Below are 15,797 nucleotides of genomic sequence, written 5' to 3'. Positions count from 1 at the left end.
CGGGGCACCCTCGGGCCCGTGGCATGATCGGCACATGCGTGAACGAGTAGTGGCCGCGTGCGACGGGGCTTCCAAGGGCAACCCCGGACCCGCGGGCTGGGCCTGGGTCGTCGCCGACGAGAGCGAGACCCCGGCCCGCTGGGAGGCCGGACCGCTCGGCAGGGCCACCAACAACGTCGCCGAACTGACCGCGCTGGAGCGCCTGTTGTCGGCCACCGACCCGGCGGTGCCGCTGGAGGTCCGGATGGACTCCCAGTACGCCATGAAGGCGGTCACCACCTGGCTGCCCGGCTGGAAGCGCAACGGCTGGAAGACCTCGGCCGGCAAGCCGGTCGCCAACCAGGAGCTCGTCGTACGCATCGACGAACTCCTGGCCGGACGGTCGGTGGAGTTCCGCTACGTCCCCGCCCACCAGGTCGACGGCGACAAGCTGAACGACTTCGCGGACCGCGCCGCCAGCCAGGCCGCCACCGTGCAGGAGCCCGCGGGCAGCGAGCTGGGCTCGCCCGAGCCGCCGCCCTCCCCGGACACCCCCGTCAAGGCGCCGCGCCGCCGCCCCGCGGCCGCGAAGAAGAGCGGCGGCGGTTCCTCCGCCCGCACCATCAAGGCGAAGTTCCCCGGCCGCTGTGTGTGCGGCCGCTCCTACGCGGCGGGCGAGCAGATCGCCAAGAACGCGCAGGGCTGGGGCCACCCGGAGTGCCGTACCGCCGAGGCGTGAGCCCGGTCAGGCCACGTCGAAGGTGTAGTGCCGGGTGTGGTCCAGCAGTTCGGCGGGCCGCACGTTGTTCCACGGCTTCATCGTGCCGTTGAGGTGGACCACGTTCGGCGTGCCCGTCGCCGGGAGGTAGGGCGAGTTCGGGTGGCGGCGCTGCCACTGGGACCACAGCTTGTCGACGTAGGCGTGGTGCAGCCAGAACACGGGGTCGTTGGGGGAGACCCCGGTGGCCATCTGGCCGCCGACCCAGACGTGCACCCTGTTGTGCAGGTTGACCCCGCGCCACCCCTCCAGGTGGTTGCGGAAGCCGTCCGAACCGCTGTTCCAGGGCGGCATGTCGTACGTCTCGATGGCCAGCACCGACTCCACCTCGGCCCGCGTGGGCAGCGGACGGCCGCCGGAGCCGAGGGAGCGGCGCAGGTAAGTGCGGCCGTCGACACGGACGTTGATGGGCCAGTTGCCGGTCGAGGCGGCGAACGGCCCGTCCATCACCCGCCCGTCCAGGCTGCGCCCGGTGCCGCCGAGGAAGTCCGGCGCCCACAGCGAGGCGCGCGGTGTGCGGTCGGTCGTCCAGTCCCAGTAGGGCAGCGCCACCGAGGCGTCCACCTCCTGCAGGGCGGCCTCGAACTCCAGCAGGAATCTGCGGTGCCAGGGCAGGAAGGACGGCGAACGGTGGCCCGTGCGCTCGCCGTTGTCGGTGTCGCCGACGATGAAGTCGTTGTGGATGCGGACGAAGTCGTCGTAGCGGCCGCTGCGCTTGAGCTCCAGGAGGGCGGCGACGAGGCGGCGCTTCTCGTCGGCGGTCAGGTTCGCCTGGTTCTTGCGGACGGTCATGTGCGGATGCTCCAGGTAGTGCGTGAGGGGCGGTTCAGTTGGCGGGGAACGGCAGGAGCTCGGCGCCCTGGAGTTCGTCGACCGCGGCCCGCGCCGCGGCGCGCGGGGTGGCCACCGGGTCGTAGTGGCTGACGACGCTGATCCAGCTGCCGTCGGCGTTGCGCATCACATGCAGCTCCACGTCGTCGATGTAGACGCCGTAGCCGCCGCCGTGGTCGTGGTGGTGGCCCCCTCCGGAGCGCACCCGGCCCTGTATCCGGCGGCCCTTGTAGACCTCGTCGAAGGCCGCGGGGGAGGGGTCGGGGTGGTGACCGGCGGCCCGTGCGGCGGGGGCGGCGAGGGTGGCGGCCCCCGATGCGGCGGCGAGTGCGGCAGCGGCCGTGAGCGCGCGGCGGCGGGTGAGTTCGGGCATACGGATCTCCCGGTTCGGATGTGGGCTGGTGACTTCCGTATGCCTATCGGGGCCGCCGAGATGGGGAGAAATCGGTCCGGAGTGGTTGGCTGTGATCCGGACAATTACCCACATGTGGTGCAAGGTTGAACCAAGATGATCTTGCTCCACGCATATGCCGCGTGCGCGCGGAACGGGTAATTCCTTCTCCTCGGGCCCCCGATTCGGGTGGTTCTTGACGGGCGGGCGCACGGCTCGTGGCCTGCGTCACGCCGGGAAAGTGACGCGATCCGGAAGCCGGGACTCGCCTCCGCGCGCTGCTACTCTCCGTCTCGCAATGATCGCTACGAGTGATACCGAGGGGCGCGCGTGAAGGTCGTCTGTGTCGGCGGAGGGCCCGCCGGGCTGTACCTGTCGATCCTGCTGAAGCTGGCGGACCCGTCCCACGACATCACGGTGTACGAGCGCAACCCGGAGGGCTCCACCTACGGCTGGGGCGTCACCTACTGGCGCGGACTGCTCGACAAACTGCAGAGGCACGACCCCGTCTCCGCCCGGGCGATCGCCGACCACTCGGTCACCTGGAACGAAGGCGTCGCCCGGGTCCGCGACCAGGTCACCCGGCACCGCGGCGACCAGGGCTTCGGCATTGGCCGCCACCGGCTGCTCGAACTGCTCGCTGCCCGCGCCCGCTCCCTCGGCGTCCACCTGGAGTACGCGCACGAGATCGACGCCGACGGGCCGCTCCCCGAGGCCGACCTCGTCGTCGCCGCCGACGGCGTGCACAGCGCCCTGCGCACCCGGCACGCGGAGCATTTCGGCGCCCGGCTCACTCCGGGCCGCAACCACTACATCTGGCTCGGCACCAGCAAGGTCTTCGACACCTTCACCTTCTCCTTCGTCGAGACCGAGCACGGCTGGATCTGGGCCTACGGCTACGGATTCAGCCCCGAGCGCAGCACCTGCGTCATCGAGTGCTCCCCCGAGACCTTCACCGGCCTCGGCCTGGACCGGGCCGACGAGGCCGACGGGCTCGTGCTGCTGGAGAAGCTGTTCGCCGACACCCTCGACGGCCACGCCCTGATCGGCCGGGCACCGGCCGACGGCAGCTCCCCCTGGCTGCACTTCCGCACCCTCACCAACCGCACCTGGCACCGCGACAACCTCGTCCTGCTCGGCGACGCCGCCCACACCACCCACTACTCCATCGGCGCCGGCACCACCCTCGCCCTGGAGGACGCCCTCGCCCTGGCCGGCGCCCTGCGCGACCACACCGACCTCCCGCAGGCCCTCGCCCACTACGAACGCGCACGCAAGCAGGAACTGCTCCCGCTGCAGAGCGCCGCCCGGCACAGCGCCCAGTGGTACGAGAACCTCACCCGCTACATCGACCTCCCTCCGGAGCAGATGTTCGCCCTGCTGGGCCAGCGCCACTCACCCCTGCTGCCGTACGTCCCGCCGCAGCTCTACTACCGCCTGGACCGGGCGGCGGGGCGGCTGGAGGCACTGCGCCGCCTGAAGCGCTGGCTCGGCCCGAAGCTCGCGCGGGTGACAGACTGACGCCATGGAAGAGCGCACATTCAGCAGGTCGCAGCAGCACGCCTCCGTCATCGGCCTCGGCACCTGGCAACTGGGAGCCGACTGGGGCGACGTCGACGACAAGGAAGCCCTCAAGGTGCTGGAGACGGCCGCCGAGACCGGGGTGACCTTCTTCGACACCGCCGACGTCTACGGTGACGGCCGCAGCGAACAGACCATCGCCGCGTTCCTCAGCGGCCGTCCGGACCTGCATGTCATGGTCGCCACCAAGATGGGCCGCCGGGTCGAGCAGATCCCCGAGAACTACGTCCTGGACAACTTCCGGGCCTGGAACGACCGTTCGCGCCGCAACCTCGGCGTCGACCGGATCGACCTGGTGCAGCTGCACTGCCCGCCCAGCCCCGTCTACTCCAGCGACGAGGTCTTCGACGCGCTCGACACCCTGGTCGCCGAGGAGCGCATCGCCGCCTACGGCGTGAGCGTGGAGACCTGCGCCGAGGCGCTCACCGCGATCGCCCGGCCGGGCGTGGCGAGCGTGCAGATCATCCTCAACCCGTTCCGGATGAAGCCCCTGTACGAGGTCCTGCCCGCCGCGCGGGAGGCGGGCGTCGGCATCATCGCCCGCGTTCCGCTCGCCTCCGGCCTGCTGTCCGGCAAGTACACCAAGGACACCGTCTTCCCGGAGAACGACCACCGCACCTACAACCGGCACGGCGAGTCCTTCGACCAGGGCGAGACCTTCTCCGGCGTCGACTACGCCACCGGCGTCGAAGCCGCCGCCGAGTTCTCCGCCCTCGCCCCCGAGGGCTTCACCCCGGCCCAGCTCGCCCTGCGCTGGATCGTCCAGCAGCCCGGAGTGACCACGGTGATCCCCGGCGCCCGCTCACCCGAGCAGGCCCGCGCCAACGCCTCGGCCGCCGCGCTGCCGGAGCTGTCCGCCGAGACCCTGGACGCGATCCGTGAGCTGTACGAGCGGCGGATCAAGGAGCAGGTCGAGGCCCGCTGGTAACTGTTTGAAGGATCAACACCGGGAGACCCGGACCGTATGGCGATGCAGGAACCCGCGAAACGCACCGGCCGCAACGAGACCGAGGACGAGCGTGCCGACCGCATGTGGGGCGAGCTCATGCAAGAGGTCCGGGTCGCCCAGATGGGCGTCCAGATCCTCTTCGGTTTCCTGCTCACCGTCGTCTTCACCCCGAAGTACGACGACCTCGGAGACACCGAGAAGACGATCTACCTGGTGACGGTGGTGGTGGGCGCCGCCGCCACCGGCGCCCTCATCGGACCGGTGTCCCTGCACCGCATGGTGTCCGGGAGGCGCATCAAACCGCGCGCGGTCGAATGGGCCTCCCGGCTCACCTTCATCGGCCTGGTGCTGCTGCTGATCACCATGGCGTCCTCGCTGCTGCTGATCCTCCGGGTCGCCACCCACGACGGCTATGTGCCCTGGATCGTCACCGGCATCGTGCTCTGGTACCTGGTGTGCTGGTTCGGCCTGGGCTGGTGGATCAGGCGCCGCTACACCTCGCGGGACTGACCGCCCTTCAGCGCGGCGATGCACGAGGTGATGGCCTGCTGGAGGTCCTCCAGCTGCCGCACCATGTCGTCCTCGGCGAACTCCTGCACATCGTCGAAGGTCAGCTCCTCGAACACCTTCGTGGCCCGCTGGAGGCTGCTGTAGAACTTCGTCCGGCGTTCCTGGACGCGCAGTTCGGGGTCGGCCTCCACGGTCTCGGCGACGAGGCTGCGCAGGGTGTCGTAGGCCTCGGTGGCCCACTCGCCGGTGTCCTCGTCCTCGTCCAGCTCGTCGATGAGGGACAGATGCCGCTCGGCCTCCTGGCGCAGTTCCACGGGCGCCTCGATGGTCTGCCCGGCAGGCGTCTTCACCTGCCCCGACTCGGCGATCTGGCGGACATAGCCGATCCGGTCGGCGGCCCGGCTCTCACTGGCGACGGCCTTCTTCAGATCGTCGGTGCGCACCACGTCCCGCGCCAGCTCGACCTGGAGCTCGGGGTCCTCCTTGACGCGGTCGAGCAGCGCGCTGCGGGCCGCGCGGGCGGTGGAGGGGTCGGCGAGGATCGCCGCGCGCAGCGCGGTGGGGTTCTCCGCGACCTCCAGCGCCTTCGTCGGCCGGATGCCCTCCGCCTCGGCCGCCTCGGCGATCGCGGTGCCGCGCTCGGAGGTGGCGCTGTTGCGGGAGACGTAGTAGCTCAGCCACACGTCCGCGTCCGGCAGTTCCACCTCGGCGCCCGGCCGGAGCGCCTCGAACTGCGGGACCAGGCCGTCGTCGGCGGCCCGGTCCCAGGCCCTGTAGTAGCGCATGACCCGCTCCGGGGAGCAGCCCGCCAGCTCCGCGAACTCCTTCGCGGACACCTTCGGCGTCTCCTCGGCGCCCTGGCCGCCGGGCCGTACGCTCCGCGCCACCATCAGGGCAAAGGCCCAGCCGCCGGTGCGCGCGTACGCCCCGAACTCACGCGCGTCCCGCGCGACGAGGTCGGACAGGGGCACGGGTGACGTCTCGGACGGGACGAGGGCTAGGGTCACGGATGACTCTCCTGAGGCTGGAACCGCAAGTGCAGACAGGCAGCCTATATGCGCCCGCATGCGGCGGTTTGACCGCCCCGGGGGCGTGTCATCCGAAGGCGTTCCGGAGAGCGGGCAGCAGGGTCTTCTCCGACCAGTCCAGATAGGCCGGTTGCGACTCCCCGCCGATCTGCACCAGGGCCACCTCGTCGAACCCGGCCTCGACATAGGGCCGTACCGCCTCGACGAAGTCGTCCGGGTCGTCGCCGCACGGTATCGCGGCGGCGACGTCGTCGGGGGTGACGTACTGGGTGGCCGCCTCGAAGGAATCCGGGTGCGGCAGCTCGGAGTTCACCTTCCAGCCGCCGCCGAACCAGCGGAACTGGGCGTGGGCACGCCTGACCGCGGTGTCCCGGTCGGCGTCGTGGCAGACCGGCAACTGGCCGACCCGCGGCTTCCCGCTCCCGCCGAGCCGGTCGAAGGAGTCCAGCAGCCCCGGCTTCGGCTCGGTGGCGATCACCAGGTCCGCGAGCCGCCCGGCCAGCGCGCAGGACCGCTCCCCGGAGACGGCGACGCCGATCGGCGTCGGCGGGTCGGGCAGGTCCCACAGCCGGGCGGAGTCCACGTCGTAATGGGTGCCGTGCCGGGAGACATGGCCGCCCTCGAAGAGCGCCCGGATGATCCCGATCGCCTCCTCAAGCATCTCGTGCCGCACCTCCACCGACGGCCAGCCCCCGCCCACCACATGCTCGTTGAGGTTCTCCCCGGAGCCGAGCCCCAGCCGGAACCGCCCCTCGGAGAGCAACTGCACCGTCGCCGCCTTCTGCGCCACCACCGCCGGGTGGTAGCGGAACGTGGGACAGGTCACGTACGTCATCAGCGGAATCCGCCGGGTCGCCTGTGCGGCCGCGCCGAGCACGCTCCACGCGTACGGCGAGTGCCCCTGCGCGCGCAGCCACGGAAAGTAGTGGTCCGAGGTCACGGAGAAGTCGAAGCCGGCCTCCTCGGCGCGCACCACGTGGTCGACGAGGTCACGCGGGCCGGCCTGCTCGGTCATCATCGTGTATCCGATCTGCACCATGGGCCCCGAGTCCCCGGCCCGCGTCGGGGAAAACGATCCGCCGGGGCGGGTACGGATGACGGCATGACGACACGTGCGCTCCTCACCAGTACGCCCGCGGCCCAGGGCGTCGACTCCTCCCGTGTGCACGCCTTCCTGGACGCCCTGGAGTCCGACCCCGACATCGAGCCGCACAGCCTGATGATCCTGCGCCACGACCACCTGGTGGCCGCCGGCTGGTGGGCGCCCTGCGCCCCCGACCGGCCCCAGCTGCTGTACTCCCTCAGCAAGAGCTTCACCTCCACGGCGGCCGGGTTCGCCGTCGCCGAGGGACTGATGAGCCTGGACGATCCGGTGATCTCCTACTTCCCGGAGTACGACGCCGAGGTCACCGACCCGCGCACCCGCGCCATGCTGGTCCGGCACGTGGCCTCCATGGCCAGCGGACACGAGGACGAGACCCTCGACCGGGCCCGCGCGATCGACCCCGACGACCTGGTGCACGGCTTCCTGCTGCTGCCGCCCGACCGTGACCCGGGCACCGTGTTCGCGTACAACCAGCCCGCCACCTTCACGCTCGCCGCGATCGTCCAGCGCGTGACCGGCCGGACGCTCACCGACTATCTGCGCCCCCGACTGTTCGACCCGATCGGCATCGGCGAGGTGGCGTGGCTGCGCGACCGGGCGGGCCGGGAGCTGGGGTTCAGCGGGCTGCACGCCACGACCGACGCGATCGCCCGGCTGGGGCAGCTGTATCTGCGGGGCGGGACGTGGGACGGGCGGCAGGTGCTGCCGCGCTCCTGGGTGGCCGAGGCGAGCCGTGTCCACACCCCGAACGCCGACGGGCCGATGGCCGGTGCCGACTGGCGGCAGGGGTACGGGCTGCAGTTCTGGAAGTCCCGGCACGGCTACCGCGGGGACGGCGCCTACGGGCAGTACTGCCTGGTCCTGCCCGAGCAGGACGCCGTGATCGCCCTGACCTCCGCCACCGTGGAGATGCAGCGGGTGCTGGACCTGGTCTGGACGCACCTGCTGCCCGCCTGCGGCCCCGACCCGCTCACCGGCCGCGAGCGGGCCGACGCCGCCCTCGCCGAACGGCTGGCGGCCCTCGCGCTTCCCCCGGCCCCCGGCAAGCACGCGCCCGAGCCGTGGACGGCCGTCTCCTTCGGCTCCGACTGGGTCTCCGCGGAGGTCGACACCGCGCCCGACGGCTACCGGCTGACGCTGGTGGAGGACGGGCACCGGATCGATCTCCGTCTGGTGCCGGGCGAGTGGACCGTCACCGAGGAGCCGGTGCCCACCGCGGTCAGCGGCGGCTGGAGCGACGCCGACACCCTGGAGGCGGAGGTGCTGTTCCTGGAGACCCCGCACCGGCTCGCCGTGACCTGCTCGCTCCCGGACCGCACCTGCACCGCCCGCTGGCGCACCGTGCCCCTGCACCCGCGCCCGCTGCGCAGGACCGGCGCGCCCCGCAGGTCACTCTGACGGCTCCCGGAACGTGCGCAGGGCCGTGGCCAGGGCCTCGCGGTTGTCCGGGTCCTCCCAGGCATCCGCGGGGGCCGTCCAGCGCAGCGAGTAGCCGCGGCTGCCGCCGAGGAGGAAACCGCGGCCCAGGGTGCGGACCTGGGTGCCGTCGGCGTTCATGAGCCACTCCATCTCGGCGGCCTCCCGGCCCCGGTAGGTCGTCGCCCGGATGTCGCCGATCCGGCGGTACCCGCCGTCCTGCTTCAGGCCGGGCTCCACGTCCCGCCACACCTCGACGGGGTCCGGACCCACCCGTTCGCTGTAGGTGACGGTCAGCGTGCGGTCGTCGCCCTTGGCGCCGAGCACGATCCGGTACGCCAGGTCCTGGACCCGGTCGGTGCTGAGCGGCTTCCACCCCTCGGGGAGCGTGACGGAGAAGCCCTCGGGCGACTCGTAGCGGCTGAACGGGGACTTCCCCTCCGGGCTGGGGGTGGCGGTGGCGGTGGGGGTGGGGGTGGCCGGGGCGGACGGCGGAGCTGCAGGAGGGGACGTCGGGGTGCGCGTCGGGGCCGGGCGGGGCGAGGAATCGGCGGCGGTGGAGTCCGAGCCGCCGGGCAGCCCGCCCGTGACCGCGAGCACGGCCACCGCGACCGTGACCACGGCCAGCGCGGTCCCGGCGACCATGGTCCGCCGGCTCCAGCGCGCCGGGCCGAGGGGCCGGCCCGGCAGCCCCGGGTCCGGCGTCTCCGCCCCCGAGGTGCCTTCGTCCAGGACGTCCAGCAGCGCCTCACGGACCACCGAACGGGGCAGCCGCTCCACGGGGTCCTTGCGGAGCAGGCCCTGCAACGTCGGGCCGAGCGACCCGGCCCGGACCGGGGTGCGCAGCGGCAACCGGTCGACCGCCTTCAACGTGGCCTGCGGGCGGCCCCGGTCCCGGAACGGCGGGCGGCCCTCCACCATCGTGTAGAGCAGCGCGCCGAGCGCCCACAGATCGGTGGCCGGGCCGATCCCCTCGTCGCGGGCCTGCTCGGGGGAGGCGTACGCGGGCGCGGCCAGCCGGGGTGCCAGGGTGGCCCCGGCCAGTCCGAAACCGGAGACCACCACGGGGCCCTGGTCGCGCACGAACACCTGCGCCGGGCTGAGTTCGCCGTGGGTGACGCCCTGCCCGTGCGCCGCCTCCAGTACGTCGAGCAGCTCCAGCCCGATCCGGGCCGCCCGCACGTGGTTCAACGCGCCCCGCTGGGTGAGGAGTTCGCCCAGCGGCTGACCGTCGATCCACCGGGTCACCACCCACAGGGTGTCCGACTCCACGACCACGTCGACAACTTCGGCGACCCGGTCGGGCATCATCAGCGACAGCCGCTCGGACGTGCGCAGAACGCGGTTGACGACCTGCGGCGCCTCCTCGCCGCCGGGATCCTCCGGCAGCCCGACCCCGGTCACCAGACAGGGCCGTTCCGCCTGGCTGTCCTCGGCGTACCAGCAGACGCGGTTGGTCTCCCGGTGGACGATGTCGACGAGCCGGTACCTCCCGGCGACCCACACGGGCGTGGAGACGTGCGCCTTGACCATGGTCATCCCTCGCTGAACCCCGGGCTCTCACCTTTCCCAGAGGTACGGCGCGCGTGACCGGGTCCGTTCAAGGATCCGTCGACCGATATGCGCCAACTCCCGTACGCCGACCGGTGGGTCGAACACGCGTCCCGGACCGGGGGTGATCCGGTGGGCGCCGGCCGGCGGATCGAACGCGCGGTTCAGAGCTGTCTGCCCACCAGGAACTCCAGCAGCGCCCCCAACTCCCGTTCCGTGCCCGCGTCCAGGGGTACGGCGGCCAGGGCGGACCGGGCGGCGGCGATCCGGCGCCGCGCCTCGCGCAGGGCCGCCGACCGGCCGCCCGCCTCCTCGATCAGCGCCGCCGCTGCCTCCGGCCGCTCGCCCGAGTCCAGCAGCCCGGCCAGCCGCCCCGCGACCGGCGTGTCCAGGGCGACCAGCACCGGGTAGGTCTTCTTGCGGGCCCGCAGATCGTTGTGCACAGGCTTGCCGGTGACGGCCGGGTCGCCCCACACGCCGAGCACGTCGTCGACGATCTGGAAGGCGATGCCCAGTTCGCGTCCGGCCCGGTCGAGCGCGGCGACCGTGGTGGGCGGGGCCCCGCCGAGCGCGGCGCCCAGGGCGGCGGCGCAGCCCAGCAGGGCGCCCGTCTTGTGCTCGGCCAGCGCCCGGTACTCCTCCGGCCGCACCCGGTCCGGGCCCAGCCAGGGCCGGTCCGCGAACTGCAGATCGTCCGCCTGTCCGCGCACCAGGTCCCCGAGCGCCGTGGACAGCAGCCGTAAACCGGGTGCGCCGGCCGGGGCCTCGGCGATCGTCTCCACGGCGAGGGCGAACAGGGCGTCGCCCGCGAGGACGGCCGGGCCGGTGCCGTAGGCCCGCCACGCGGTCGGGCGGCCGCGGCGGGTCGGGTCGCCGTCCATGATGTCGTCGTGCAGCAGGGAGAAGGCGTGCACGAGTTCCACGGCGACGGCCGCCGTGGTACCGGCCCGGGCCGGGCCGCCGACCGCCTCGGCGCCCAGCACGGCCAGCGCCTGCCGCACTCCCTTGCCTCCCGGGGCGGTGGCCGGGGCGCCGCCCACCTCGCACCAGCCGAAGGAGTAGGCGGCCATCTCACCGACCCAGGGATGCAGCCGGGCCACGGCCCGTTCCAGCTCCGGGCGGACCAAGTCCCGGCAGCGGTGCAGTACTTGGGCGGCGGTCGGGGGCGCCGTCGACGGGGCCGCGGTCACCGTGCCGCCTCCGTACCCAGCTCCTCCTGGGCGCGGGCCACCATCTCCCGGGCGTGCCGCAGGCCGATGCGCTCCAACGTGCCTGCCAGCTCCGCCAGTTCGGCGGCCGTCTCGGCGTGGTCGCGGCCCAGCCGGGCCCGGGACTTGGCGAGCCCGAGCCGGGACAGCGCCTCGCCGCGCGGCTCACCCATGGCACGGAACTCGTCGAGCGCCTGCGTGTACAGGTCGCGGGCCTCGGTGTAACGGCCCGCGCGGTACAGGACGTTGCCGCGCATCTTGTGGTTGTAGGCCAGCGCGCTGGACAGCTTCATCTGCCGGCAGGTCGCCTCCGCCTCCGTCAGCAGCTCCAGAGCGCGCTCGATGTCGCCGTCACGCACCGAGACGATGTCGGCGAGTCCGCGCAGCGCCCAGGCGTGCCCGCGCCGGTCCTCGGCGCGCGCGGCGATCTCGGCGGCCTCCTCGAACAGCGCGAACGCGGTGTCGTAGGAACCGGTGTTGCGGTGGATCTGCGCGATGCCCTCCAGCGCCCACACCGTGTGGCGGGCCTCGCCGCGCCGCCGGGCCTCGGCCAGCAACTGCTCGTGCAGCCGGGTCACGGCCGCGTAGTCGCCCTGGATCCGGCCGGTCTCGGCGAGCCCGGCCAGCGAGTAGCCGCGTACGACGACGTCGCCGCCGCGCTCACCGAGGTCGGCGGCGAGCTGGAGCAGCCGCCGGGCCAGCGCGAACGCGCCGCGCTGCCGGGCCAGGGTGCCGCCGCTCCACAGCGCCCACGCCATCGCCGCGGTGTCCCCGGCCGTGCGGGCGGAGCGGTAGCTCGCCTTCCACGCCCGGTCCGCCTCCCCGATCTGCCCCAGCCTGCGGTGCGCCTCGGCGACCGCCAGCCCGGATCGCGCCGCCTCGCCGTGCCGCCCGGTCCGCTCGGCGGCCCGCAGTTCCTCGGTGCCGGCCGCGAGTACGTCGGTGAGCGAGGAGTTCACGGAGAGGGTGGTCAGGGCCCCCTGGTACTCCGGGGCGAATGCCTTGCCGTACATGGATGCCTTTCGGTCCGTATGCACCCCATCTATACATTGCATGTATACATGGTGTGTATAGAGCAACGGAAACCACCCCCGGCCCCAGGGGGCCAGGGGGGTGTCATCTGTTGTCGATCAAGACGCGGACCGGGCGTACGGGGTTGCCCGTGAGGCGCAGATCACCTCACGGGCCCTCGGGCTACTGGGTCTTGGGCGGTGTCACCTCGCTCGGCCGGACCACCACGAAGCCCTCGCCGCTGAGCATCAGCTGCACGGCCTCGCCGGAACCGCCGCGCAGCATCGAGCCGATGGACTGCGAGCGGTGCAGCGAGGTCCCCAGGCCCGCGCTCCAGCCGACCACCGCGTCGGTGTCGACGTAGACCGGGTACTGCGCGGACACCGGTATCACCAGCGGATTCCCGTCGCAGACCAGCCCGAGCCGCCCGTGCCCGGTGAACACGCTGTTGAACAGCCCGCCGCCGGTGATGCCCGCCCCCTTCACGGTGGATATCCGGTAGGACAGTGTGGCGTCGAAGCACAGCACGTTGCGGCCGTTGACCGTGAACTCGTCACCGGGGTCGAGCTCGACGATGAAACAGTTCTGCGCCTCGTGCGCGAACCACGCCTCACCCTGCCCGCGCACCGCCATCAGCGGCAGCCCCTCCCCGGTGACCGCGCGCTTGAGCATCCCGCCCACGCCCTGGCCCTTGCGCTCGAACTGGAGACTGCCCCGGTAGGCGACCATCGCCCCCTGCCGGGCCAGCATCTCGCCGCTCACCGCGTACCGGATGCACTTGGCGTTCTCGACCGTCATGCCCGGCGCCGTGGCGGGCTGGACCATGTGCTCGCTGGAAAACAGGTCACCCTTCATGCGGGCATCGTGTCGCGGACGAGGTCCCTCCGCCAAGATCGCGTCCCACGATCCTTCAGGCGCCGAAGAGTTGGGTCCAGTACATACCGGACGGGCCGCCGCCCGCGAAACCGATGCCGATGTGCGTGAAGCCCGGCTTGAGGATGTTGGCGCGGTGGCCGGGACTGTTCATCCAGCCCCGTACGACTTCGGCGGGGGAGCGCTGCCCGCAGGCTATGTTCTCGCCGATCGACCGGCGCCGGGCGCCCGCCGCGGCAGCCCGGTCCCAGGGCTGCGACCCCTCGGGCGAGGTGTGCGAGTAGAAGGACCGCGCCACCATGTCCGCGCTGTGCGCCTGGGCGGCGGCCGTGAGGGCGGAGTCGGTCCGGAGCGGGCGCAGACCGGCCCCGGCGCGCTCCCGGTTGGTGAGGTCGACGACCCGCGCGGCGGTCCGGGCCAGGTCCGCCGGGCTGAAAGGGCGGGCCCACAACGCCGTCCAGTACACATCGCCGGAGCGGGCGGGCACGTGGGCCAGTCCGGCGTGCGTGAACTCCGGGTCGCACAGGGTTACGCGCGTCTGGCCGGTGCGCAGGCAGTAGTCGACGAACTCGGCGGGGGAGCGCGGTCCGGACACCAGGTGCTCCCCGATGGTGAGGTACGCGTACCCGGCTGCCGTCACCCGCTGGTAGACGGAGACCCCGTCCCTGCCCTCCACACCCAGCCGTCCCGCCGCGGCCATGGCGGCGGCGTGCTCCCGGGCGGCGGCGGTGAGCCGGGCGTCCAACGTCACCGGCGGCGAACCGGCGCCCGCACGGGCCGAGTTGACCAGTCCCGCGATGCCGTCGTGGTCGGGTGCCGCGGCCGCGGCGGGCGGCTCGTCGACGACGTCCACCCCGAAGTCCCGGGCCAGTCCCGCCAGTCCGTCGGCGTACCCCTGGCCCAGCGCCCGCAGCTTCCAGCCGCCGCCGCGCCGGTACAGCTCGGCGAGCAGCAGCACCGTCTCCTGCCGGGGGCGCGGCGGGGCGAACCGGGCGAGGGTACGGCCGCCGGAACCGGTGACCCGGAGCGTGGGGGCGGGCAGGGTGCCCAGGGCGGTGCCGGGCTCGGCGGGGCTGACCACGACCGTGACCCGGGTGGCGCCCGCGCGCAGCCGGGCCGGGTCGACGGTCAGGGTGTCGCCGTCCAGCCGCACACCGGGGGCGGACGGCTGGTTGTAGAACACGAAGTCGGCGTCCCCGCCCACCTTCCCGCTGTCGTCCGTGACCAGCGCGGACACATCGAAGGGGCCGGGCACCCGGACGGCCACGGCACCGCCCGGGAGAGGCACATTGCCCCCGGGGACCAACTCGCTCATCAGGCCGTCCAGGTGTCGTCGTACGTGGTGCTCGGACAACGCGGACGACCCGGCTCGGGTTCCCGGCCGATCAGTGCGCGGCGGCCCCCGGATCGACGGCCTCGGCCCGCTCACCCACCGAAGTGCCGCGCACCGCCTTGGTCTTCTTCCCGCAGAACGCCGACTCCAGCGAGCCGAGCATGGTGGTGTGCACGGCGCCGTTGTTGGAGGTGTTGACGAAGGCCGCCAGGCTCCGCTTGCCGTCCTTGGAGGCGAACGCGTAGGTGTAGTAGCCCTGGACGGCCCCGGTGTGCCCGTACACCGAGACCCCGCAGGACAGATCGCGCCGCCGCAGCCCCAGCCCGTACGCCTGGCCGGTGCCCGCCGGCACCCACTTGCGCATCTGTGTGAGCTGCGTGCCCGACATCAGCCTGCCCTCCATCAGGGCGGTCAGGAAGACGTTCAGGTCCCGGGTGCTGGAGATCAGCGCGCCCGCGCTCTGCGCCCAGGACGCCGTCTGCTCGGTGGCGTCGACCAGCGCCGCGCCGGACGTGTCCGGGGTGAGGTAGCCGCGCGCGTACCGTCCCGGGATCTTCTTCCCGGGGTGCACGTAGAAGGTGTCCTTCAGCCCCAGCGGCACGACGATCCGCTGCTGGTACTCGGTACCCACCGGGTTGCCGGTCAGCTTCTCGATGAGCATCCCGGCGACGACGAAATTGGTGTTGGAGTACGAGTACGGGCCGCCCGGCGCGGTGGTGCGCGGCTTGCGCAGGGAGCGGTCCACGAGCTGGCGGTAGGTGAAGACCTTGGAACGGACCGCCTCGAAGCCGGGAACCGTCCTGGCGAACATGTCGTTGGTGTAGTCGTACAGGCCGCTGCGGTGGCCGAGGACATGGCGCACGGTGATCCGGTCGTCCGGCAGCAGCCCGGGCAGATAGCGGTTGACCGGGGTGTCGAGCTTGAGCTTCTTCTCGTCGACCAGTTGCAGCAGCACGACGGCGGAGAAGATCTTGGTCACGCTGCCGATGCGGAAGCGGTCGGTGGCGGCCAGAGACCGTTCGGTGCCGCGGTCGGCGATACCGGCGGACGTGGTGACGACCGTGCCCTCGTCGTCGATCCGCGCCACCGCGCCCGGCGCGCCCTGCTTCATCGCGGTGCGCAGCACGCCCCGCAGGGACGCCAGGTCCGGGTCGGGTGCCTGGGGTGCCGCGTGCGCCGGTGCCGCCAGGAGGGAGAGCAGGACCGCTGTCCCGAACGCCGTGACCTTGCCCGCCGATACCGAGTTCATCCGG

Annotated in this window: 15 protein-coding genes; 5 read left to right on the top strand and 10 right to left on the bottom strand. The window is 72.6% G+C overall.

Features of this window, described 5'->3' with window-relative positions; all coding sequences use genetic code 11:
- The first annotated feature begins 34 nt into the window (after positions 1-34).
- The gene (locus GA0115233_RS15120) at positions 35-718 is read left to right on the top strand and encodes a ribonuclease H family protein (protein WP_093720729.1); all 684 of its coding nucleotides are present in this window, start codon (positions 35-37) and stop codon (positions 716-718) included.
- 6 nt (positions 719-724) lie between these two features.
- Here GA0115233_RS15120 and GA0115233_RS15115 read toward each other — a convergent pair whose 3' ends face one another.
- Both GA0115233_RS15115 and GA0115233_RS15110 read right to left on the bottom strand, forming a co-directional pair.
- The gene (locus tag GA0115233_RS15115; protein ID WP_093720728.1) at positions 725-1,549 is read right to left on the bottom strand and encodes a tyrosinase MelC2; all 825 of its coding nucleotides are present in this window, start codon (positions 1,547-1,549) and stop codon (positions 725-727) included.
- A 34-nt stretch (positions 1,550-1,583) separates the two neighbouring features.
- Positions 1,584-1,961 carry an apotyrosinase chaperone MelC1 gene (locus tag GA0115233_RS15110; protein WP_093720727.1) on the bottom strand — a complete coding sequence of 126 codons (378 nt, stop codon included), beginning with the start codon at positions 1,959-1,961 and terminating at the stop codon, positions 1,584-1,586.
- Positions 1,962-2,309: 348 nt separating this feature from the next.
- On the opposite strand from GA0115233_RS15110, the gene GA0115233_RS15105 reads away from it, so the two are divergent.
- Genes GA0115233_RS15105 through GA0115233_RS15095 form a run of 3 tightly spaced genes read left to right on the top strand, consistent with a single transcriptional unit; the run spans position 2,310 to position 5,019 of the window.
- Positions 2,310-3,500, top strand: a complete 1,191-nt coding sequence (locus tag GA0115233_RS15105) for an FAD-dependent monooxygenase (protein WP_093720726.1) — start codon at positions 2,310-2,312, stop codon at positions 3,498-3,500.
- 4 nt (positions 3,501-3,504) lie between these two features.
- The gene (locus tag GA0115233_RS15100; protein ID WP_093720725.1) at positions 3,505-4,488 is read left to right on the top strand and encodes an aldo/keto reductase; all 984 of its coding nucleotides are present in this window, start codon (positions 3,505-3,507) and stop codon (positions 4,486-4,488) included.
- Between the two features lie 42 nt (positions 4,489-4,530).
- Positions 4,531-5,019: a DUF6328 family protein gene (locus GA0115233_RS15095; RefSeq protein ID WP_176711790.1), complete on the top strand. Its 489-nt coding sequence runs from the start codon at positions 4,531-4,533 to the stop codon at positions 5,017-5,019.
- Here GA0115233_RS15095 and GA0115233_RS15090 read toward each other — a convergent pair.
- Positions 5,001-6,026, bottom strand: coding sequence for a hypothetical protein (locus GA0115233_RS15090; RefSeq protein WP_093720723.1), 1,026 nt, complete (start codon positions 6,024-6,026; stop codon positions 5,001-5,003). The two genes, GA0115233_RS15095 and GA0115233_RS15090, sit on opposite strands and share 19 nt — an antisense overlap.
- An 88-nt stretch (positions 6,027-6,114) precedes the next feature.
- On the bottom strand, positions 6,115-7,086 hold the full coding sequence (locus GA0115233_RS15085) for an LLM class F420-dependent oxidoreductase (protein ID WP_093720722.1): 972 nt from the start codon (positions 7,084-7,086) through the stop codon (positions 6,115-6,117).
- 63 nt (positions 7,087-7,149) lie between these two features.
- On the opposite strand from GA0115233_RS15085, the gene GA0115233_RS15080 reads away from it, so the two are divergent.
- The gene (locus GA0115233_RS15080) at positions 7,150-8,550 is read left to right on the top strand and encodes a serine hydrolase domain-containing protein (protein WP_093720721.1); all 1,401 of its coding nucleotides are present in this window, start codon (positions 7,150-7,152) and stop codon (positions 8,548-8,550) included.
- Here the strand turns inward: GA0115233_RS15080 and GA0115233_RS15075 are convergent.
- The 6 genes from GA0115233_RS15075 to GA0115233_RS15050 form a co-directional block, all read right to left on the bottom strand.
- A complete protein-coding gene (locus GA0115233_RS15075) occupies positions 8,542-10,101 on the bottom strand; it encodes a protein kinase domain-containing protein (protein WP_176711793.1) in 1,560 nt (519 codons plus the stop codon). The genes GA0115233_RS15080 and GA0115233_RS15075 overlap by 9 nt on opposite strands.
- A 182-nt stretch (positions 10,102-10,283) precedes the next feature.
- Positions 10,284-11,309, bottom strand: a complete 1,026-nt coding sequence (locus GA0115233_RS15070; RefSeq protein ID WP_093720719.1) for a polyprenyl synthetase family protein — start codon at positions 11,307-11,309, stop codon at positions 10,284-10,286.
- Entirely contained in the window at positions 11,306-12,340 is a 1,035-nt protein-coding gene (locus tag GA0115233_RS15065) for a tetratricopeptide repeat protein (protein ID WP_093720718.1), read from the bottom strand. Before GA0115233_RS15065 ends, GA0115233_RS15070 begins: the two co-directional genes overlap by 4 nt.
- A gap of 181 nt (positions 12,341-12,521) precedes the next feature.
- On the bottom strand, positions 12,522-13,193 hold the full coding sequence (locus tag GA0115233_RS15060; protein WP_093720717.1) for an AIM24 family protein: 672 nt from the start codon (positions 13,191-13,193) through the stop codon (positions 12,522-12,524).
- Between the two features lie 55 nt (positions 13,194-13,248).
- The gene (locus GA0115233_RS15055; RefSeq protein ID WP_093720716.1) at positions 13,249-14,526 is read right to left on the bottom strand and encodes a CAP domain-containing protein; all 1,278 of its coding nucleotides are present in this window, start codon (positions 14,524-14,526) and stop codon (positions 13,249-13,251) included.
- A gap of 70 nt (positions 14,527-14,596) precedes the next feature.
- Positions 14,597-15,793 carry a serine hydrolase domain-containing protein gene (locus tag GA0115233_RS15050; RefSeq protein ID WP_093720715.1) on the bottom strand — a complete coding sequence of 399 codons (1,197 nt, stop codon included), beginning with the start codon at positions 15,791-15,793 and terminating at the stop codon, positions 14,597-14,599.
- Positions 15,794-15,797: the final 4 nt, after the last annotated feature.

The sequence above is a fragment of the Streptomyces sp. DI166 genome (assembly GCF_900091315.1).
In the GTDB taxonomy this organism is placed as follows: Bacteria; Actinomycetota; Actinomycetes; order Streptomycetales; family Streptomycetaceae; genus Streptomyces; species Streptomyces fuscus.
This window is presented reverse-complemented; position numbering and strand designations above follow the sequence as displayed.